The 24,429-nt window shown below is 40.6% G+C and carries 1 protein-coding gene (cut by a window edge); it reads right to left on the bottom strand.

Annotated elements, in window-relative coordinates; all coding sequences use genetic code 11:
- On the bottom strand, positions 1-24,429 hold the 5' portion of the coding sequence (locus tag ABNT65_RS01825; protein ID WP_348746991.1) for a gliding motility-associated C-terminal domain-containing protein. The gene continues 7,353 nt to the left of window position 1, outside the view; 24,429 of the gene's 31,782 nt are visible here — the first part of the coding sequence; it begins with the start codon at positions 24,427-24,429; its stop codon lies off the left edge, out of view.

The following is a 24,429-nucleotide window of genomic DNA, read 5'->3' as shown; positions in this document are numbered from 1 at the left end:
TACTTGGTATTCTACTGTTACAGTACTTCCTTCTTCGCCTAATGCTGGAGTGTAACTCATTTCTCCTGTTAATGGATCAAATGAAATTGTTCCTCCTGCTGTAGTTCCTGTTCCTGGTACAACTACTAAACTTGTATTTGCACCTGGTAAAAAATCATCATTTGTTAATACATCAACTACTCCTGTAGTGCCTTCTGTAACACTTAATACATCATCCATCGTTGTTGGTACTAATGGATTTGGATCTGTTACATCTGGGTTACCATCATTATCATCGTCATCATCACAAGTATCAACTATTCCATCTGTGTCGGTATCTGCACCAACGTTAACATTAACAGTTATTCCTATACTTGTTGACTCACATCCACTCATGGTATTTACAACACGAACTGTTACTACTTGACCATTTACTAATGTTGTTGTATCATAGGTATTATCCGTTGATTGTCCCTGAACACTTAAACCATCTACAAAAAACTCATATTCATCTCCTCCAGAAGCTGTAAAAATTATACTTTCTCCTAAACAAATCGTATTGTCTGTATCATCACTTATCAAATTTACTGTTGGTGTATCATTTATAGTTACTGTAAAACTGTTCTCTACATCTGAACAACTGCCTGTTCCTGCACTATAGACAAATAATGTGGTGGTACTTGTTATTGCTGTTCCTGCTGCTACTGGACCTACTCCACCTGTTGTAGTAAAGTAAGCTCCGTTAGTAAGCGCTGGTAAAGTATAAGTATCACATGCCTCTACATTTGACGGTGCATCGGCTAATGGTGTATTATTTATTGTTACTGTAAAACTGTTCTCTACATCTGAACAACTACCTGTTCCTGCACTATAGACAAATAATGTGGTGGTACTTGTTATTGCTGTTCCTGCTGCTACTGGACCTACTCCGCCTGTGGTAGTAAAGTAAGCTCCGTTAGTAAGCGCTGGTAAAGTATAAGTATCACATGCCTCTACATTTGACGGTGCATCTGCTAATGGTGTATTATTTATTGTTACTGTAAAACTGTTCTCTACATCTGAACAACTACCTGTTCCTGCACTATAGACAAATAATGTGGTGGTACTTGTTATTGCTGTTCCTGCTGCTACTGGACCTACTCCGCCTGTGGTAGTAAAGTAAGCTCCGTTAGTAAGCGCTGGTAAAGTATAAGTATCACATGCCTCTACATTTGACGGTGCATCTGCTAATGGTGTATTATTTATTGTTACTGTAAAACTGTTCTCTACATCTGAACAACTGCCTGTTCCTGCACTATAGACAAATAATGTGGTGGTACTTGTTATTGCTGTTCCTGCTGCTACTGGACCTACTCCGCCTGTTGTAGTAAAGTAAGCTCCGTTAGTAAGCGCTGGTAAAGTATAAGTATCACATGCCTCTACATTTGACGGTGCATCTGCTAATGGTGTATCATTTATTGTTACTGTAAAACTGTTCTCTACATCTGAACAACTACCTGTTCCTGCACTATAGACAAATAATGTGGTGGTACTTGTTATTGCTGTTCCTGCTGCTACTGGACCTACTCCGCCTGTTGTAGTAAAGTAAGCTCCGTTTGTAAGCGCTGGTAAAGTATAAGTATCACATGCCTCTACATTTGACGGTGCATCTGCTAATGGTGTATCATTTATTGTTACTGTAAAACTGTTCTCTACATCTGAACAACTGCCTGTTCCTGCACTATAGACAAATAATGTGGTGGTACTTGTTATTGCTGTTCCTGCTGCTACTGGACCTACTCCGCCTGTTGTAGTAAAGTAAGCTCCGTTTGTAAGCGCTGGTAAAGTATAAGTATCACATGCCTCTACATTTGACGGTGCATCTGCTAATGGTGTATCATTTATTGTTACTGTAAAACTGTTCTCTACATCTGAACAACTGCCTGTTCCTGCACTATAGACAAATAATGTGGTGGTACTTGTTATTGCTGTTCCTGCTGCTACTGGACCTACTCCGCCTGTTGTAGTAAAGTAAGCTCCGTTTGTAAGCGCTGGTAAAGTATAAGTATCACATGCCTCTACATTTGACGGTGCATCTGCTAATGGTGTATCATTTATTGTTACTGTAAAACTGTTCTCTACATCTGAACAACTGCCTGTTCCTGCACTATAGACAAATAATGTGGTGGTACTTGTTATTGCTGTTCCTGCTGCTACTGGACCTACTCCGCCTGTGGTAGTAAAGTAAGCTCCGTTTGTAAGCGCTGGTAAAGTATAAGTATCACATGCCTCTACATTTGACGGTGCATCTGCTAATGGTGTATCATTTATTGTTACTGTAAAACTGTTCTCTACATCTGAACAACTACCTGTTCCTGCACTATAGACAAATAATGTGGTGGTACTTGTTATTGCTGTTCCTGCTCCTACTGGACCTACTCCGCCTGTTGTAGTAAAGTAAGCTCCGTTAGTAAGCGCTGGTAAAGTATAAGTATCACATGCCTCTACATTTGCTGGTGCATCTGCTAATGGTGTATCATTTATTGTTACTGTAAAACTGTTCTCTACATCTGAACAACTGCCTGTTCCTGCACTATAGACAAATAATGTGGTGGTACTTGTTATTGCTGTTCCTGCTGCTACTGAACCTACTCCGCCTGTTGTAGTAAAGTAAGCTCCGTTTGTAAGCGCTGGTAAAGTATAAGTATCACATGCCTCTACATTTGACGGTGCATCTGCTAATGGTGTATCATTTATTGTTACTGTAAAACTGTTCTCTACATCTGAACAACTGCCTGTTCCTGCACTATAGACAAATAATGTGGTGGTACTTGTTATTGCTGTTCCTGCTGCTACTGGACCTACTCCGCCTGTGGTAGTAAAGTAAGCTCCGTTAGTAAGCGCTGGTAAAGTATAAGTATCACATGCCTCTACATTTGCTGGTGCATCTGCTAATGGTGTATCATTTATTGTTACTGTAAAACTGTTCTCTACATCTGAACAACTGCCTGTTCCTGCACTATAGACAAATAATGTGGTGGTACTTGTTATTGCTGTTCCTGCTGCTACTGGACCTACTCCGCCTGTTGTAGTAAAGTAAGCTCCGTTAGTAAGCGCTGGTAAAGTATAAGTATCACATGCCTCTACATTTGACGGTGCATCGGCTAATGGTGTATCATTTATAGTTACTGTAAAACTGTTCTCTACATCTGAACAACTGCCTGTTCCTGCACTATAGACAAATAATGTGGTGGTACTTGTTATTGCTGTTCCTGCTGCTACTGGACCTACTCCGCCTGTGGTAGTAAAGTAAGCTCCGTTAGTAAGCGCTGGTAAAGTATAAGTATCACATGCCTCTACATTTGCTGGTGCATCTGCTAATGGTGTATCATTTATTGTTACTGTAAAACTGTTCTCTACATCTGAACAACTGCCGGTTCCTGCACTATAGACAAATAATGTGGTGGTACTTGTTATTGCTGTTCCTGCTGCTACTGGACCTACTCCGCCTGTGGTAGTAAAGTAAGCTCCGTTAGTAAGCGCTGGTAAAGTATAAGTATCACATGCCTCTACATTTGACGGTGCATCGGCTAATGGTGTATCATTTATTGTTACTGTAAAACTGTTCTCTACATCTGAACAACTGCCGGTTCCTGCACTATAGACAAATAATGTGGTGGTACTTGTTATTGCTGTTCCTGCTGCTACTGGACCTACTCCGCCTGTGGTAGTAAAGTAAGCTCCGTTAGTAAGCGCTGGTAAAGTATAAGTATCACATGCCTCTACATTTGACGGTGCATCGGCTAATGGTGTATCATTTATTGTTACTGTAAAACTGTTCTCTACATCTGAACAACTGCCTGTTCCTGCACTATAGACAAATAATGTGGTGGTACTTGTTATTGCTGTTCCTGCTGCTACTGGACCTACTCCGCCTGTGGTAGTAAAGTAAGCTCCGTTAGTAAGCGCTGGTAAAGTATAAGTATCACATGCCTCTACATTTGCTGGTGCATCTGCTAATGGTGTAGCATTTATTGTTACTGTAAAACTGTTCTCTACATCTGAACAACTGCCGGTTCCTGCACTATAGACAAATAATGTGGTGGTACTTGTTATTGCTGTTCCTGCTGCTACTGGACCTACCCCGCCTGTGGTAGTAAAGTAAGCTCCGTTAGTAAGCGCTGGTAAAGTATAAGTATCACATGCCTCTACATTTGACGGTGCATCTGCTAATGGTGTAGCATTTATTGTTACTGTAAAACTGTTCTCTACATCTGAACAACTGCCGGTTCCTGCACTATAGACAAATAATGTGGTGGTACTTGTTATTGCTGTTCCTGCTGCTACTGGACCTACTCCGCCTGTGGTAGTAAAGTAAGCTCCGTTAGTAAGCGCTGGTAAAGTATAAGTATCACATGCCTCTACATTTGACGGTGCATCGGCTAATGGTGTATCATTTATTGTTACTGTAAAACTGTTCTCTACATCTGAACAACTGCCGGTTCCTGCACTATAGACAAATAATGTGGTGGTACTTGTTATTGCTGTTCCTGCTGCTACTGGATCTACTCCGCCTGTGGTAGTAAAGTAAGCTCCGTTAGTAAGCGCTGGTAAAGTATAAGTATCACATGCCTCTACATTTGACGGTGCATCTGCTAATGGTGTATCATTTATAGTTACTGTAAAACTGTTCTCTACATCTGAACAACTGCCTGTTCCTGCACTATAGACAAATAATGTGGTGGTACTTGTTATTGCTGTTCCTGCTGCTACTGGACCTACCCCGCCTGTGGTAGTAAAGTAAGCTCCGTTAGTAAGCGCTGGTAAAGTATAAGTATCACATGCCTCTACATTTGACGGTGCATCTGCTAATGGTGTAGCATTTATTGTTACTGTAAAACTGTTCTCTACATCTGAACAACTGCCGGTTCCTGCACTATAGACAAATAATGTGGTGGTACTTGTTATTGCTGTTCCTGCTGCTACTGGACCTACTCCGCCTGTTGTAGTAAAGTAAGCTCCGTTAGTAAGCGCTGGTAAAGTATAAGTATCACATGCCTCTACATTTGACGGTGCATCGGCTAATGGTGTATTATTTATTGTTACTGTAAAACTGTTCTCTACATCTGAACAACTGCCGGTTCCTGCACTATAGACAAATAATGTGGTGGTACTTGTTATTGCTGTTCCTGCTGCTACTGGACCTACTCCGCCTGTGGTAGTAAAGTAAGCTCCGTTAGTAAGCGCTGGTAAAGTATAAGTATCACATGCCTCTACATTTGACGGTGCATCGGCTAATGGTGTATTATTTATTGTTACTGTAAAACTGTTCTCTACATCTGAACAACTACCTGTTCCTGCACTATAGACAAATAATGTGGTGGTACTTGTTATTGCAGTTCCTACTGCTACTGGACCTACTCCGCCTGTGGTAGTAAAGTAAGCTCCGTTAGTAAGCGCTGGTAAAATATAAGTATCACATGCCTCTACATTTGACGGTGCATCGGCTAATGGTGTATCATTTATTGTTACTGTAAAACTGTTCTCTACATCTGAACAACTGCCGGTTCCTGCACTATAGACAAATAATGTGGTGGTACTTGTTATTGCAGTTCCTACTGCTACTGGACCTACTCCGCCTGTGGTAGTAAAGTAAGCTCCGTTAGTAAGCGCTGGTAAAGTATAAGTATCACATGCCTCTACATTTGACGGTGCATCGGCTAATGGTGTATCATTTATTGTTACTGTAAAACTGTTCTCTACATCTGAACAACTGCCGGTTCCTGCACTATAGACAAATAATGTGGTGGTACTTGTTATTGCAGTTCCTGCTGCTACTGGACCTACTCCACCTGTTGTAGTAAAGTAAGCTCCGTTAGTAAGCGTTGGTAAAGTATAAGTATCACACGCCTCTACATTTGACGGTGCATCGGCTAATGGTGTAGCATTTATTGTTACTGTAAAACTGTTCTCTACATCTGAACAACTGCCTGTTCCTGCACTATAGACAAATAATGTGGTGGTACTTGTTATTGCGGTTCCTGCTGCTACTGGACCTACTCCGCCTGTGGTAGTAAAGTAAGCTCCGTTAGTAAGCGCTGGTAAAGTATAAGTATCACATGCCTCTACATTTGACGGTGCATCGGCTAATGGTGTAGCATTTATAGTTACTGTAAAACTGTTCTCTACATCTGGACAACTGCCTGTTCCTGCACTATAGACAAATAATGTGGTGGTACTTGTTATTGCGGTTCCTGCTGCTACTGGACCTACTCCGCCTGTGGTAGTAAAGTAAGCTCCGTTAGTAAGCGCTGGTAAAGTATAAGTATCACATGCCTCTACATTTGACGGTGCATCGGCTAATGGTGTATCATTTATAGTTACTGTAAAACTGTTCTCTACATCTGAACAACTGCCGGTTCCTGCACTATAGACAAATAATGTGGTGGTACTTGTTATTGCTGTTCCTGCTGCTACTGGACCTACTCCGCCTGTTGTAGTAAAGTAAGCTCCGTTAGTAAGCGCTGGTAAAGTATAAGTATCACATGCCTCTACATTTGACGGTGCATCTGCTAATGGTGTATCATTTATTGTTACTGTAAAACTGTTCTCTACATCTGAACAACTACCTGTTCCTGCACTATAGACAAATAATGTGGTGGTACTTGTTATTGCTGTTCCTGCTGCTACTGGACCTACTCCGCCTGTTGTAGTAAAGTAAGCTCCGTTTGTAAGCGCTGGTAAAGTATAAGTATCACATGCCTCTACATTTGACGGTGCATCGGCTAATGGTGTATCATTTATTGTTACTGTAAAACTGTTCTCTACATCTGAACAACTGCCTGTTCCTGCACTATAGACAAATAATGTGGTGGTACTTGTTATTGCTGTTCCTGCTGCTACTGGACCTACTCCGCCTGTTGTAGTAAAGTAAGCTCCGTTAGTAAGCGCTGGTAAAGTATAAGTATCACATGCCTCTACATTTGACGGTGCATCTGCTAATGGTGTATCATTTATTGTTACTGTAAAACTGTTCTCTACATCTGAACAACTACCTGTTCCTGCACTATAGACAAATAATGTGGTGGTACTTGTTATTGCTGTTCCTGCTGCTACTGGACCTACTCCGCCTGTTGTAGTAAAGTAAGCTCCGTTTGTAAGCGCTGGTAAAGTATAAGTATCACACGCCTCTACATTTGCTGGTGCATCTGCTAATGGTGTATCATTTATTGTTACTGTAAAACTGTTCTCTACATCTGAACAACTACCTGTTCCTGCACTATAGACAAATAATGTGGTGGTACTTGTTATTGCTGTTCCTGCTGCTACTGGACCTACTCCGCCTGTGGTAGTAAAGTAAGCTCCGTTAGTAAGCGCTGGTAAAGTATAAGTATCACATGCCTCTACATTTGACGGTGCATCGGCTAATGGTGTATCATTTATTGTTACTGTAAAACTGTTCTCTACATCTGAACAACTGCCTGTTCCTGCACTATAGACAAATAATGTGGTGGTACTTGTTATTGCTGTTCCTGCTGCTACTGGACCTACTCCGCCTGTGGTAGTAAAGTAAGCTCCGTTAGTAAGCGCTGGTAAAGTATAAGTATCACATGCCTCTACATTTGACGGTGCATCGGCTAATGGTGTATCATTTATTGTTACTGTAAAACTGTTCTCTACATCTGAACAACTGCCGGTTCCTGCACTATAGACAAATAATGTGGTGGTACTTGTTATTGCTGTTCCTGCTGCTACTGGACCTACTCCGCCTGTGGTAGTAAAGTAAGCTCCGTTAGTAAGCGCTGGTAAAGTATAAGTATCACATGCCTCTACATTTGCTGGTGCATCGGCTAATGGTGTATCATTTATTGTTACTGTAAAACTGTTCTCTACATCTGAACAACTGCCGGTTCCTGCACTATAGACAAATAATGTGGTGGTACTTGTTATTGCTGTTCCTGCTGCTACTGGACCTACTCCGCCTGTGGTAGTAAAGTAAGCTCCGTTAGTAAGCGCTGGTAAAGTATAAGTATCACATGCCTCTACATTTGACGGTGCATCGGCTAATGGTGTATCATTTATTGTTACTGTAAAACTGTTCTCTACATCTGAACAACTGCCGGTTCCTGCACTATAGACAAATAATGTGGTGGTACTTGTTATTGCTGTTCCTGCTGCTACTGGATCTACTCCGCCTGTGGTAGTAAAGTAAGCTCCGTTAGTAAGCGCTGGTAAAGTATAAGTATCACATGCCTCTACATTTGACGGTGCATCGGCTAATGGTGTATCATTTATTGTTACTGTAAAACTGTTCTCTACATCTGAACAACTGCCGGTTCCTGCACTATAGACAAATAATGTGGTGGTACTTGTTATTGCTGTTCCTGCTGCTACTGAACCTACTCCGCCTGTTGTAGTAAAGTAAGCTCCGTTAGTAAGCGCTGGTAAAGTATAAGTATCACATGCCTCTACATTTGACGGTGCATCTGCTAATGGTGTATCATTTATTGTTACTGTAAAACTGTTCTCTACATCTGAACAACTGCCGGTTCCTGCACTATAGACAAATAATGTGGTGGTACTTGTTATTGCTGTTCCTGCTGCTACTGGACCTACTCCGCCTGTGGTAGTAAAGTAAGCTCCGTTAGTAAGCGCTGGTAAAGTATAAGTATCACATGCCTCTACATTTGACGGTGCATCGGCTAATGGTGTATTATTTATTGTTACTGTAAAACTGTTCTCTACATCTGAACAACTACCTGTTCCTGCACTATAGACAAATAATGTGGTGGTACTTGTTATTGCTGTTCCTGCTGCTACTGGACCTACTCCGCCTGTGGTAGTAAAGTAAGCTCCGTTAGTAAGCGCTGGTAAAGTATAAGTATCACATGCCTCTACATTTGACGGTGCATCGGCTAATGGTGTATTATTTATTGTTACTGTAAAACTGTTCTCTACATCTGAACAACTGCCGGTTCCTGCACTATAGACAAATAATGTGGTGGTACTTGTTATTGCTGTTCCTGCTGCTACTGGACCTACTCCGCCTGTGGTAGTAAAGTAAGCTCCGTTAGTAAGCGCTGGTAAAGTATAAGTATCACATGCCTCTACATTTGACGGTGCATCTGCTAATGGTGTATCATTTATTGTTACTGTAAAACTGTTCTCTACATCTGAACAACTGCCGGTTCCTGCACTATAGACAAATAATGTGGTGGTACTTGTTATTGCTGTTCCTGCTGCTACTGGACCTACTCCGCCTGTGGTAGTAAAGTAAGCTCCGTTAGTAAGCGCTGGTAAAGTATAAGTATCACATGCCTCTACATTTGCTGGTGCATCTGCTAATGGTGTATCATTTATTGTTACTGTAAAACTGTTCTCTACATCTGAACAACTGCCGGTTCCTGCACTATAGACAAATAATGTGGTGGTACTTGTTATTGCTGTTCCTGCTGCTACTGGACCTACTCCGCCTGTGGTAGTAAAGTAAGCTCCGTTAGTAAGCGCTGGTAAAGTATAAGTATCACATGCCTCTACATTTGACGGTGCATCGGCTAATGGTGTATCATTTATTGTTACTGTAAAACTGTTCTCTACATCTGAACAACTGCCGGTTCCTGCACTATAGACAAATAATGTGGTGGTACTTGTTATTGCTGTTCCTGCTGCTACTGGACCTACTCCGCCTGTGGTAGTAAAGTAAGCTCCGTTAGTAAGCGCTGGTAAAGTATAAGTATCACACGCCTCTACATTTGACGGTGCATCTGCTAATGGTGTATCATTTATTGTTACTGTAAAACTGTTCTCTACATCTGAACAACTGCCGGTTCCTGCACTATAGACAAATAATGTGGTGGTACTTGTTATTGCTGTTCCTACTGCTACTGGACCTACTCCGCCTGTGGTAGTAAAGTAAGCTCCGTTAGTAAGCGCTGGTAAAGTATAAGTATCACATGCCTCTACATTTGACGGTGCATCGGCTAATGGTGTATTATTTATTGTTACTGTAAAACTGTTCTCTACATCTGAACAACTGCCGGTTCCTGCACTATAGACAAATAATGTGGTGGTACTTGTTATTGCTGTTCCTGCTGCTACTGGACCTACTCCGCCTGTGGTAGTAAAGTAAGCTCCGTTAGTAAGCGCTGGTAAAGTATAAGTATCACATGCCTCTACATTTGACGGTGCATCTGCTAATGGTGTATCATTTATTGTTACTGTAAAACTGTTCTCTACATCTGAACAACTGCCGGTTCCTGCACTATAGACAAATAATGTGGTGGTACTTGTTATTGCTGTTCCTGCTGCTACTGGACCTACTCCGCCTGTGGTAGTAAAGTAAGCTCCGTTAGTAAGCGCTGGTAAAGTATAAGTATCACATGCCTCTACATTTGACGGTGCATCTGCTAATGGTGTATTATTTATTGTTACTGTAAAACTGTTCTCTACATCTGAACAACTACCTGTTCCTGCACTATAGACAAATAATGTGGTGGTACTTGTTATTGCTGTTCCTGCTGCTACTGGACCTACTCCGCCTGTGGTAGTAAAGTAAGCTCCGTTAGTAAGCGCTGGTAAAGTATAAGTATCACATGCCTCTACATTTGACGGTGCATCGGCTAATGGTGTATTATTTATTGTTACTGTAAAACTGTTCTCTACATCTGAACAACTGCCGGTTCCTGCACTATAGACAAATAATGTGGTGGTACTTGTTATTGCTGTTCCTGCTGCTAATGGTGTATCATTTATTGTTACTGTAAAACTGTTCTCTACTCCGCCTGTGGTAGTAAAGTAAGCTCCGTTAGTAAGCGCTGGTAAAGTATAAGTATCACATGCCTCTACATTTGACGGTGCATCGGCTAATGGTGTATCATTTATTGTTACTGTAAAACTGTTCTCTACATCTGAACAACTGCCGGTTCCTGCACTATAGACAAATAATGTGGTGGTACTTGTTATTGCTGTTCCTGCTGCTACTGGACCTACTCCGCCTGTGGTAGTAAAGTAAGCTCCGTTAGTAAGCGCTGGTAAAGTATAAGTATCACATGCCTCTACATTTGACGGTGCATCGGCTAATGGTGTATCATTTATTGTTACTGTAAAACTGTTCTCTACATCTGAACAACTGCCGGTTCCTGCACTATAGACAAATAATGTGGTGGTACTTGTTATTGCGGTTCCTGCTGCTACTGGACCTACTCCGCCTGTGGTAGTAAAGTAAGCTCCGTTAGTAAGCGCTGGTAAAGTATAAGTATCACATGCCTCTACATTTGACGGTGCATCGGCTAATGGTGTAGCATTTATTGTTACTGTAAAACTGTTCTCTACATCTGAACAACTGCCTGTTCCTGCACTATAGACAAATAATGTGGTGGTACTTGTTATTGCTGTTCCTGCTGCTACTGGACCTACTCCGCCTGTGGTAGTAAAGTAAGCTCCGTTAGTAAGCGCTGGTAAAGTATAAGTATCACATGCCTCTACATTTGACGGTGCATCGGCTAATGGTGTATCATTTATTGTTACTGTAAAACTGTTCTCTACATCTGAACAACTGCCGGTTCCTGCACTATAGACAAATAATGTGGTGGTACTTGTTATTGCTGTTCCTGCTGCTACTGGACCTACTCCGCCTGTGGTAGTAAAGTAAGCTCCGTTTGTAAGCGCTGGTAAAGTATAAGTATCACATGCCTCTACATTTGACGGTGCATCGGCTAATGGTGTATCATTTATTGTTACTGTAAAACTGTTCTCTACATCTGAACAACTGCCTGTTCCTGCACTATAGACAAATAATGTGGTGGTACTTGTTATTGCTGTTCCTACTGCTACTGGATCTACTCCGCCTGTGGTAGTAAAGTAAGCTCCGTTAGTAAGCGCTGGTAAAGTATAAGTATCACATGCCTCTACATTTGACGGTGCATCGGCTAATGGTGTATCATTTATTGTTACTGTAAAACTGTTCTCTACATCTGAACAACTGCCTGTTCCTGCACTATAGACAAATAATGTGGTGGTACTTGTTATTGCAGTTCCTGCTGCTACTGGACCTACTCCACCTGTTGTAGTAAAGTAAGCTCCGTTAGTAAGCGCTGGTAAAGTATAAGTATCACATGCCTCTACATTTGACGGTGCATCTGCTAATGGTGTATCATTTATTGTTACTGTAAAACTGTTCTCTACATCTGAACAACTGCCGGTTCCTGCACTATAGACAAATAATGTGGTGGTACTTGTTATTGCAGTTCCTGCTGCTACTGGACCTACTCCACCTGTTGTAGTAAAGTAAGCTCCGTTAGTAAGCGCTGGTAAAGTATAAGTATCACATGCCTCTACATTTGACGGTGCATCTGCTAATGGTGTATTATTTATTGTTACTGTAAAACTGTTCTCTACATCTGAACAACTACCTGTTCCTGCACTATAGACAAATAATGTGGTGGTACTTGTTATTGCTGTTCCTGCTGCTACTGGACCTACTCCGCCTGTGGTAGTAAAGTAAGCTCCGTTAGTAAGCGCTGGTAAAGTATAAGTATCACATGCCTCTACATTTGACGGTGCATCGGCTAATGGTGTATCATTTATTGTTACTGTAAAACTGTTCTCTACATCTGAACAACTGCCTGTTCCTGCACTATAGACAAATAATGTGGTGGTACTTGTTATTGCTGTTCCTGCTGCTACTGGACCTACTCCGCCTGTGGTAGTAAAGTAAGCTCCGTTTGTAAGCGCTGGTAAAGTATAAGTATCACATGCCTCTACATTTGACGGTGCATCGGCTAATGGTGTATCATTTATTGTTACTGTAAAACTGTTCTCTACATCTGAACAACTGCCTGTTCCTGCACTATAGACAAATAATGTGGTGGTACTTGTTATTGCTGTTCCTACTGCTACTGGACCTACTCCGCCTGTGGTAGTAAAGTAAGCTCCGTTAGTAAGCGCTGGTAAAGTATAAGTATCACATGCCTCTACATTTGACGGTGCATCGGCTAATGGTGTATCATTTATTGTTACTGTAAAACTGTTCTCTACATCTGAACAACTGCCTGTTCCTGCACTATAGACAAATAATGTGGTGGTACTTGTTATTGCAGTTCCTGCTGCTACTGGACCTACTCCACCTGTTGTAGTAAAGTAAGCTCCGTTAGTAAGCGCTGGTAAAGTATAAGTATCACATGCCTCTACATTTGACGGTGCATCTGCTAATGGTGTATCATTTATTGTTACTGTAAAACTGTTCTCTACATCTGAACAACTGCCGGTTCCTGCACTATAGACAAATAATGTGGTGGTACTTGTTATTGCAGTTCCTGCTGCTACTGGACCTACTCCACCTGTTGTAGTAAAGTAAGCTCCGTTAGTAAGCGCTGGTAAAGTATAAGTATCACATGCCTCTACATTTGACGGTGCATCTGCTAATGGTGTATTATTTATTGTTACTGTAAAACTGTTCTCTACATCTGAACAACTACCTGTTCCTGCACTATAGACAAATAATGTGGTGGTACTTGTTATTGCTGTTCCTGCTGCTACTGGACCTACTCCGCCTGTGGTAGTAAAGTAAGCTCCGTTAGTAAGCGCTGGTAAAGTATAAGTATCACATGCCTCTACATTTGACGGTGCATCTGCTAATGGTGTATCATTTATTGTTACTGTAAAACTGTTCTCTACATCTGAACAACTGCCTGTTCCTGCACTATAGACAAATAATGTGGTGGTACTTGTTATTGCAGTTCCTGCTGCTACTGGACCTACTCCACCTGTTGTAGTAAAGTAAGCTCCGTTAGTAAGCGCTGGTAAAGTATAAGTATCACATGCCTCTACATTTGACGGTGCATCTGCTAATGGTGTATCATTTATTGTTACTGTAAAACTGTTCTCTACATCTGAACAACTGCCGGTTCCTGCACTATAGACAAATAATGTGGTGGTACTTGTTATTGCAGTTCCTGCTGCTACTGGACCTACTCCACCTGTTGTAGTAAAGTAAGCTCCGTTAGTAAGCGCTGGTAAAGTATAAGTATCACATGCCTCTACATTTGACGGTGCATCTGCTAATGGTGTATTATTTATTGTTACTGTAAAACTGTTCTCTACATCTGAACAACTACCTGTTCCTGCACTATAGACAAATAATGTGGTGGTACTTGTTATTGCTGTTCCTGCTGCTACTGGATCTACTCCGCCTGTGGTAGTAAAGTAAGCTCCGTTAGTAAGCGCTGGTAAAGTATAAGTATCACATGCCTCTACATTTGACGGTGCATCTGCTAATGGTGTATTATTTATTGTTACTGTAAAACTGTTCTCTACATCTGAACAACTGCCGGTTCCTGCACTATAGACAAATAATGTGGTGGTACTTGTTATTGCTGTTCCTGCTGCTACTGGACCTACTCCACCTGTTGTAGTAAAGTAAGCTCCGTTAGTAAGCGCTGGTAAAGTATAAGTATCACATGCCTCTACATTTGACGGTGCATCTGCTAATGGTGTATCATTTATTGTTACTGTAAAACTGTTCTCTACATCTGAACAACTGCCGGTTCCTGCACTATAGACAAATAATGTGGTGGTACTTGTTATTGCTGTTCCTGCTGCTACTGGACCTACTCCGCCTGTGGTAGTAAAGTAAGCTCCGTTTGTAAGCGCTGGTAAAGTATAAGTATCACATGCCTCTACATTTGACGGTGCATCTGCTAATGGTGTATCATTTATTGTTACTGTAAAACTGTTCTCTACATCTGAACAACTGCCGGTTCCTGCACTATAGACAAATAATGTGGTGGTACTTGTTATTGCTGTTCCTGCTGCTACTGGGCCTACTCCGCCTGTTGTAGTAAAGTAAGCTCCGTTAGTAAGCGCTGGTAAAGTATAAGTATCACATGCCTCTACATTTGACGGTGCATCTGCTAATGGTGTAGCATTTATTGTTACTGTAAAACTGTTCTCTACATCTGAACAACTGCCTGTTCCTGCACTATAGACAAATAATGTGGTGGTACTTGTTATTGCTGTTCCTGCTGCTACTGGACCTACTCCGCCTGTGGTAGTAAAGTAAGCTCCGTTTGTAAGCGCTGGTAAAGTATAAGTATCACATGCCTCTACATTTGACGGTGCATCGGCTAATGGTGTATCATTTATTGTTACTGTAAAACTGTTCTCTACATCTGAACAACTGCCTGTTCCTGCACTATAGACAAATAATGTGGTGGTACTTGTTATTGCTGTTCCTGCTGCTACTGGACCTACTCCGCCTGTGGTAGTAAAGTAAGCTCCGTTTGTAAGCGCTGGTAAAGTATAAGTATCACATGCCTCTACATTTGACGGTGCATCGGCTAATGGTGTATCATTTATTGTTACTGTAAAACTGTTCTCTACATCTGAACAACTGCCTGTTCCTGCACTATAGACAAATAATGTGGTGGTACTTGTTATTGCTGTTCCTGCTGCTACTGGACCTACTCCGCCTGTTGTAGTAAAGTAAGCTCCGTTAGTAAGCGCTGGTAAAGTATAAGTATCACATGCCTCTACATTTGACGGTGCATCTGCTAATGGTGTATCATTTATTGTTACTGTAAAACTGTTCTCTACATCTGAACAACTACCTGTTCCTGCACTATAGACAAATAATGTGGTGGTACTTGTTATTGCTGTTCCTGCTGCTACTGGACCTACTCCGCCTGTGGTAGTAAAGTAAGCTCCGTTTGTAAGCGCTGGTAAAGTATAAGTATCACACGCCTCTACATTTGCTGGTGCATCTGCTAATGGTGTATCATTTATTGTTACTGTAAAACTGTTCTCTACATCTGAACAACTACCTGTTCCTGCACTATAGACAAATAAGGTGGTGGTACTTGTTATTGCTGTTCCTGCTGCTACTGGACCTACTCCGCCTGTTGTAGTAAAGTAAGCTCCGTTTGTAAGCGCTGGTAAAGTATAAGTATCACATGCCTCTACATTTGACGGTGCATCGGCTAATGGTGTATCATTTATTGTTACTGTAAAACTGTTCTCTACATCTGAACAACTGCCGGTTCCTGCACTATAGACAAATAATGTGGTGGTACTTGTTATTGCTGTTCCTGCTGCTACTGGACCTACTCCGCCTGTTGTAGTAAAGTAAGCTCCGTTTGTAAGCGCTGGTAAAGTATAAGTATCACATGCCTCTACATTTGACGGTGCATCGGCTAATGGTGTATCATTTATTGTTACTGTAAAACTGTTCTCTACATCTGAACAACTACCTGTTCCTGCACTATAGACAAATAATGTGGTGGTACTTGTTATTGCTGTTCCTGCTGCTACTGGACCTACTCCGCCTGTGGTAGTAAAGTAAGCTCCGTTTGTAAGCGCTGGTAAAGTATAAGTATCACATGCCTCTACATTTGACGGTGCATCGGCTAATGGTGTATCATTTATTGTTACTGTAAAACTGTTCTCTACATCTGAACAACTACCTGTTCCTGCACTATAGACAAATAATGTGGTGGTACTTGTTATTGCTGTTCCTGCTGCTACTGGACCTACTCCGCCTGTGGTAGTAAAGTAAGCTCCGTTTGTAAGCGCTGGTAAAGTATAAGTATCACACGCCTCTACATTTGACGGTGCATCGGCTAATGGTGTATCATTTATTGTTACTGTAAAACTGTTCTCTACATCTGAACAACTGCCGGTTCCTGCACTATAGACAAATAATGTGGTGGTACTTGTTATTGCTGTTCCTGCTGCTACTGGACCTACTCCGCCTGTGGTAGTAAAGTAAGCTCCGTTTGTAAGCGCTGGTAAAGTATAAGTATCACATGCCTCTACATTTGACGGTGCATCTGCTAATGGTGTATTATTTATTGTTACTGTAAAACTGTTCTCTACATCTGAACAACTGCCTGTTCCTGCACTATAGACAAATAATGTGGTGGTACTTGTTATTGCAGTTCCTACTGCTACTGGACCTACTCCGCCTGTTGTAGTAAAGTAAGCTCCGTTAGTAAGCGCTGGTAAAGTATAAGTATCACATGCCTCTACATTTGACGGTGCATCTGCTAATGGTGTATCATTTATTGTTACTGTAAAACTGTTCTCTACATCTGAACAACTGCCGGTTCCTGCACTATAGACAAATAATGTGGTGGTACTTGTTATTGCTGTTCCTGCTGCTACTGGGCCTACTCCACCTGTTGTAGTAAAGTAAGCTCCGTTAGTAAGCGCTGGTAAAGTATAAGTATCACATGCCTCTACATTTGACGGTGCATCTGCTAATGGTGTAGCATTTATTGTTACTGTAAAACTGTTCTCTACATCTGAACAACTGCCTGTTCCTGCACTATAGACAAATAATGTGGTGGTACTTGTTATTGCTGTTCCTGCTGCTACTGGACCTACTCCGCCTGTGGTAGTAAAGTAAGCTCCGTTTGTAAGCGCTGGTAAAGTATAAGTATCACATGCCTCTACATTTGACGGTGCATCTGCTAATGGTGTATCATTTATTGTTACTGTAAAACTGTTCTCTACATCTGAACAACTGCCGGTTCCTGCACTATAGACAAATAATGTGGTGGTACTTGTTATTGCTGTTCCTGCTGCTACTGGACCTACTCCGCCTGTGGTAGTAAAGTAAGCTCCGTTAGTAAGCGCTGGTAAAGTATAAGTATCACACGCCTCTACATTTGACGGTGCATCGGCTAATGGTGTATCATTTATAGTTACTGTAAAACTGTTCTCTACATCTGAACAACTACCGGTTCCTGCACTATAGACAAATAATGTGGTGGTACTTGTTATTGCGGTTCCTGCTGCTACTGGACCTACTCCGCCTGTGGTAGTAAAGTAAGCTCCGTTTGTAAGCGCTGGTAAAGTATAAGTATCACATGCCTCTACATTTGACGGTGCATCTGCTAATGGTGTATTATTTATAGTTACTGTAAAACTGTTCTCTACATCTGAACAACTGCCTGTTCCTGCACTATAGACAAATAATGTGGTGGTACTTGTTATTGCTGTTCCTGCTGCTACTGGACCTACTCCGCCTGTGGTAGTAAAGTAAGCTCCGTTAGTAAGCGCTGGTAAAGTATAAGTATCACATGCCTCTACATTTGACGGTGCATCGGCTAATGGTGTATCATTTATTGTTACTGTAAAACTGTTCTCTACATCTGAACAACTGCCGGTTCCTGCACTATAGACAAATAATGTGGTGGTACTTGTTATTGCTGTTCCTGCTGCTACTGGACCTACTCCGCCTGTGGTAGTAAAGTAAGCTCCGTTAGTAAGCGCTGGTAAAGTATAAGTATCACATGCCTCTACATTTGACGGTGCATCGGCTAATGGTGTATCATTTATTGTTACTGTAAAACTGTTCTCTACATCTGAACAACTACCGGTTCCTGCACTATAGACAAATAATGTGGTGGTACTTGTTATTGCGGTTCCTGCTGCTACTGGACCTACTCCGCCTGTGGTAGTAAAGTAAGCTCCGTTTGTAAGCGCTGGTAAAGTATAAGTATCACATGCCTCTACATTTGACGGTGCATCTGCTAATGGTGTAGCATTTATAGTTACTGTAAAACTGTTCTCTACATCTGAACAACTGCCGGTTCCTGCACTATAGACAAATAATGTGGTGGTACTTGTTATTGCGGTTCCTGCTGCTACTGGACCTACTCCGCCTGTTGTAGTAAAGTAAGCTCCGTTAGTAAGCGCTGGTAAAGTATAAGTATCACATGCCTCTACATTTGACGGTGCATCGGCTAATGGTGTATCATTTATAGTTACTGTAAAACTGTTCTCTACATCTGAACAACTACCGGTTCCTGCACTATAGACAAATAAGGTGGTGGTACTTGTTATTGCTGTTCCTGCTGCTACTGGACCTACTCCGCCTGTGGTAGTAAAGTAAGCTCCGTTTGTAAGCGCTGGTAAAGTATAAGTATCACATGCCTCTACATTTGACGGTGCATCGGCTAATGGTGTAGCATTTATTGTTACTGTAAAACTGTTCTCTACATCTGAACAACTGCCGGTTCCTGCACTATAGACAAATAATGTGGTGGTACTTGTTATTGCTGTTCCTGCTGCTACTGGACCTACTCCGCCTGTGGTAGTAAAGTAAGCTCCGTTAGTAAGCGCTGGTAAAGTATAAGTATCACATGCCTCTACATTTGACGGTGCATCGGCTAATGGTGTATCATTTATAGTTACTGTAAAACTGTTCTCTACATCTGAACAACTGCCGGTTCCTGCACTATAGACAAATAATGTGGTGGTACTTGTTATTGCTGTTCCTGCTGCTACTGGACCTACTCCACCTGTGGTAGTAAAGTAAGCTCCGTTAGTAAGCGCTGGTAAAGTATAAGTATCACATGCCTCTACATTTGACGGTGCATCTGCTAATGGTGTATTATTTATTGTTACTGTAAAACTGTTCTCTACATCTGAACAACTGCCTGTTCCTGCACTATAGACAAATAATGTGGTGGTACTTGTTATTGCTGTTCCTGCTGCTACTGGACCTACTCCGCCTGTGGTAGTAAAGTAAGCTCCGTTAGTAAGCGCTGGTAAAGTATAAGTATCACATGCCTCTACATTTGACGGTGCATCTGCTAATGGTGTATCATTTATTGTTACTGTAAAACTGTTCTCTACATCTGAACAACTGCCTGTTCCTGCACTATAGACAAATAATGTGGTGGTACTTGTTATTGCTGTTCCTGCTGCTACTGGACCTACTCCGCCTGTGGTAGTAAAGTAAGCTCCGTTAGTAAGCGCTGGTAAAGTATAAGTATCACATGCCTCTACATTTGACGGTGCATCGGCTAATGGTGTATCATTTATTGTTACTGTAAAACTGTTCTCTACATCTGGACAACTGCCTGTTCCTGCACTATAGACAAATAATGTGGTGGTACTTGTTATTGCGGTTCCTGCTGCTACTGGACCTACTCCGCCTGTGGTAGTAAAGTAAGCTCCGTTAGTAAGCGCTGGTAAAGTATAAGTATCACATGCCTCTACATTTGATGGTGCATCGGCTAATGGTAATGGGTCTATTCTTAAAACAACAGGAGTTCTTGATGAACTAACACATCCTGCTCCACTTAGACTTTCAGCATAATATGTTACTGTCCCAACACTATTTAACGTTGGTGTAGCTACAACATTTCCACCAGAACTTGCATCATACCAAACAACATTCGATCCAAAAGGAGGTATGGCAACTGCTTCTAAAGTTTGTATTGGTGATTCTGCACATTCAGAAATATCGCCAGTTTTTTTACATGGAAAAATATTTATATCAGGTGTTCCTGCAATAGAGCCAAAAAAACTTGAAATAGGACAATAATCACCTGCAGAATTACATGTTGGTTGAGAACTATTATTTATAGATGTTATATTTTCATTACTAGTTTGTAAAGTACTATATGCATTTATAACTCCTCCACTATTAAAAGAAATACTACCATTAATAGCTATTGATGAGCCATCTGCTAAAATTATTTCTCCGCCATTTAATAATATCGCTCCATTAACATTAAATTGAGCTCCATTCGACACATATATGGTAGCTCCATTAGCAACCGTTATATTTCCTAAATGATTAAAATTAGAGTTTATACATAAAGACTCACCTGAACTAATAGTTAATCCACCTGAAGGAATAGAACTATCATAAGTACATACAGTAGGTATATTTATAGGTGCACATAAATCTGGTCCAACTGTAGGTGCACTTGGATTACTTGAAACAGTTACCACAACAGCTCCTGAACTAATACAACCATTGGCATCAGTTAATCTAATATAATAAGTTCCGTCAGAAACAGCTGTAGGATTAGTCACTGAATTCGTTAATCCTGAATCGGTAAAATAAGCCAATGTCCCTGTATCACTTCCAGCAGTAATTGAAGCTTCTGTTAAATCGACTGTAGAAGGACTACAAACTGCTGCAGGATTTGTAATTACTAAATTTGGTTCTGCATTTACCGCTAAACTTATACTTTCATTTTCAGGACAAGAGTTGTTAGATGTTGTAACTTCAACCCTATAATTATTTCCATTAAATCCTGCTGGAACATTTGAAATTATTAATGCAGCTGTACTAGTACCACTATAAGGAGCAGTATCTGTTAAAGGTGTGGTACTTGTTCCTAAATACCATCTATATTGATAATCTCCAGAAGGAATAACTATTGTTGTATCATCTGTAGTTGCTCCTGTAGTACCAAAGTCCGTCACTCTTACACCTGTTGGTGTTGCTGTTAATGTAATATTTTGATTTTCACACACCACTGCTGGACTAGGAGTAATATTTATATTTGATATTACATCACTTGTAACTACAGCTATAGTTGTATTCTGAGGACTCCCTGAGTTTGTAGGAACTCCATTTGTATTTACAGCGCCTTCGTCAGCATCAGCCAAATTATTACTTGAAGTTAAGTTTGTTACTGTAAAATTATCAGCCCCTTCAATAGCATCATAACAACCATCATTATCTGAATCAACATCAGCATGGTCATTAATATCATCCATGTCAGTATCTATCCCACAAATTGTAGCTACAGTTGTCTCACTTAATGTTTGAATAGACAAATTAAAACCTCCAGCCGAAAGCCCATTTGACAATCTTATTTCAACTACATCTCCAGCAGAAACAGTTTCAGAAATAATATCGCCAGCTGGTAAATTACTGGTAAAACTATTAATAGAATCTACAAGTACTCCATTAACAAACACTTCTACCCAATCATCAACATAGGAACCAGCAGCTCCTATTGTTATTGTTCCATTATTTTCAATTGTTCTTTTATAAATTATAGACCAATTCCCGCTATTAGACGTAGTAAAAGGAGTTAATGTACTAAGCTCAACTCCTGATGTTTCAATACTTGAGTCAGGATTTTGAGAACCTCCAATACTAGTATCATTAAACGTATAGGAAGTAGCGTTTCCTGTATAGAAACCATGCGCACTCAAAACAGGCACTCCTCCTATAGCTCCATTTGCTCCTCTTGATTCTCTATCAGATGGATTTGCTGCATTAGGCACTTCAAAATGTCCATCAAAAAGAAATACTTCCCATGCACCAACTGGTGGTGTAACCTGAATTTTACCTGGTATTAAACTACTAGAACATCCTTCATTTACATCTAATATTCCATCATTATCATCATCTTGATCACATACATCTATAACACCGTCCAAATCAGCATCCTCAAAACCAGAAACACTAGTTGCACAACAAGCAGAGCTATCAGAAACATCATTAACCGCTGCTGTTGTAGCTTGTCCTGTTCCTCCAACTACAGTAGGTACACCATTGCTGTCAACACCTGTAAATGCTCCATTTGTTAATTGTGTATAGTTAAAACTCCCACTAGCTTCTAATGCATCGAAACAACCATCATTATCTGAATCAGTATCCAATACATTAGGGATACCATCTCCATCTGTATCACAGCTATCTTCTTTTACAACCATCTGAACATTATCAATAAAGTTACCCAAAGAAGCACCCCCTGATGTCGCCACTGATTCAAAAACAATAACTGTTTCCGTTTGACCTACAGGCACTGTATAATCTCCACTATAAGTTACCCAAGCAGAATTCCCCGTACTCATAACACGTTGAGGCGTAGAAGCCATTGCTTCATTATATGTAGCTCCTATTTTCACGTTAGCTACATCTGTACCTGATCTGCCTCTATGATCTACAGACCAAGTTATAATATCTCCTGGTTTAGTACAAAAAGTTTGAAAAACATCAGATGCAGCACTTGCATTTATTTCTATAAAAGAATCTCCTTCCGTAGCTGGAACACTATTAAAACCTGATCCCCAAACTTCTATTTGTGTGCCTGGAGTTATATCCCAACCAGTAACGGAGCTTTCATCAACAAAACCATGCCCTCCTGGAGCTACACCAGGTGTTTCAAACCCTCCGTTTTCAAATAAATTTGTAGTACATAATCCTCCACATTCATTAGTATCAAGAATACCATCATTATCATCGTCTAAATCACAAGTATCAACTATATTATCCCCATCAGAGTCTAACAATCCTGAAACACTAGCATCACAACACGCTGTACTATCAGAATTATCTGTTACTGATGAATTTGTAGCTTGCCCTGAGCCTCCTACTGTAGAAGGAACACCATTACCATCAACTCCAGTAAAAGCACCATTTGTTAATTGCGTGTGATTAAAACTTCCACTTGCTTCCAAAGCATCAAAACACCCGTCATTATCAGAATCTGTATCTTGATAATCAGGCTGTCCATCCCCATCACTATCTTGATGTGAATTACAAAATGTAAAATTACCAAGAGCAAACCAGTGAAATTGAGTAGCAGCTGGTGAAGAAGTTGTATTCCTATAAATCACTTCTATTTTCATTACCCAAGTCTGAATACCATTAACTATGACATCCTGATTATTACTAGCTGTTGTACCTGTAAAAACATTTGATGCAAAACTTTGCCCATTTAGTGTAAACTCACCAGTACTCAGGGAATGCGTAGTCCCATCTACTTTGGTTATTACTAATTCTACTTGATCAATGAAACCAGAACCAAAATTTTCAAACTCATCAACATCATACATTGTAAAACCAAGATTATAAACTGGCTCATTAAATTCAAAAACATGAGAAGATTCACCTCCATTCTCCGCTTTTTGGTATAATGTATAAGAAGAAGCTGTTGTAACAAAATCATTAATTTTATATTCAGCTGCTAAACCTCCTCCATCTCTTGTCATTCTAACTCCTGTACCATTAATTGTTAAATTAGGATTTGTTATAAAAGGATCCTCTCCTAATGTTTGATCACCTGCTCCTCCTTCCACATATTCGTTATCCCAATTTAAAGTAGAATTATTTGTTGTACATACACCTAACTCATTTATATCTAATATCCCATCATTATCATCATCATAATCACAGCCATCTGGTACGGTATCATTATCATCATCGTTATTATCATCAAAACCATTACAAATATCAACTCCATCCTCTACTCCATCTCCATCACTATCTACTACTGGTGATGTTCCTGAATATTGAACTTGTGTTGAATTAGTCGTTGTTGCACAATTAAACTGTGTAACCACAACTCTTACTTGCCCTGTAAATGTTGCTGTAAAATCAACATTTGATCTTAACCCACAACCATCATCATCATAAACAATAAAATTTCCATTACCTTCGTTATAGACAGTAAGTTGAGTATCAAAACTAGCTGTAGCACAAGTATTCACATTATAAGTCCCACCATTAACAACATTCATCAAGAAATACCTTCCTGTATTAATTACACTTGTTGATTGAGCTGTAGGATTAGGAGTGACAACAACACCTGAATTAGTCCAGCCATTAAAACTACATTGTCCATATGACTTAGGCACAAAAGAAAACGCTACCAACAACGCCAACGCCCAAAAAGACTTAATTACATTTTTTGAAAAGTAAAACTTCTCCAT

It is taken from the genome of Tenacibaculum sp. 190524A02b, from assembly GCF_964036645.1.
Lineage (GTDB): Bacteria > Bacteroidota > Bacteroidia > Flavobacteriales > Flavobacteriaceae > Polaribacter > Polaribacter vairaonense.
The sequence above is the reverse complement of the archived record's forward strand: the minus strand, read 5'-3'. Positions and strand labels throughout refer to the sequence as shown.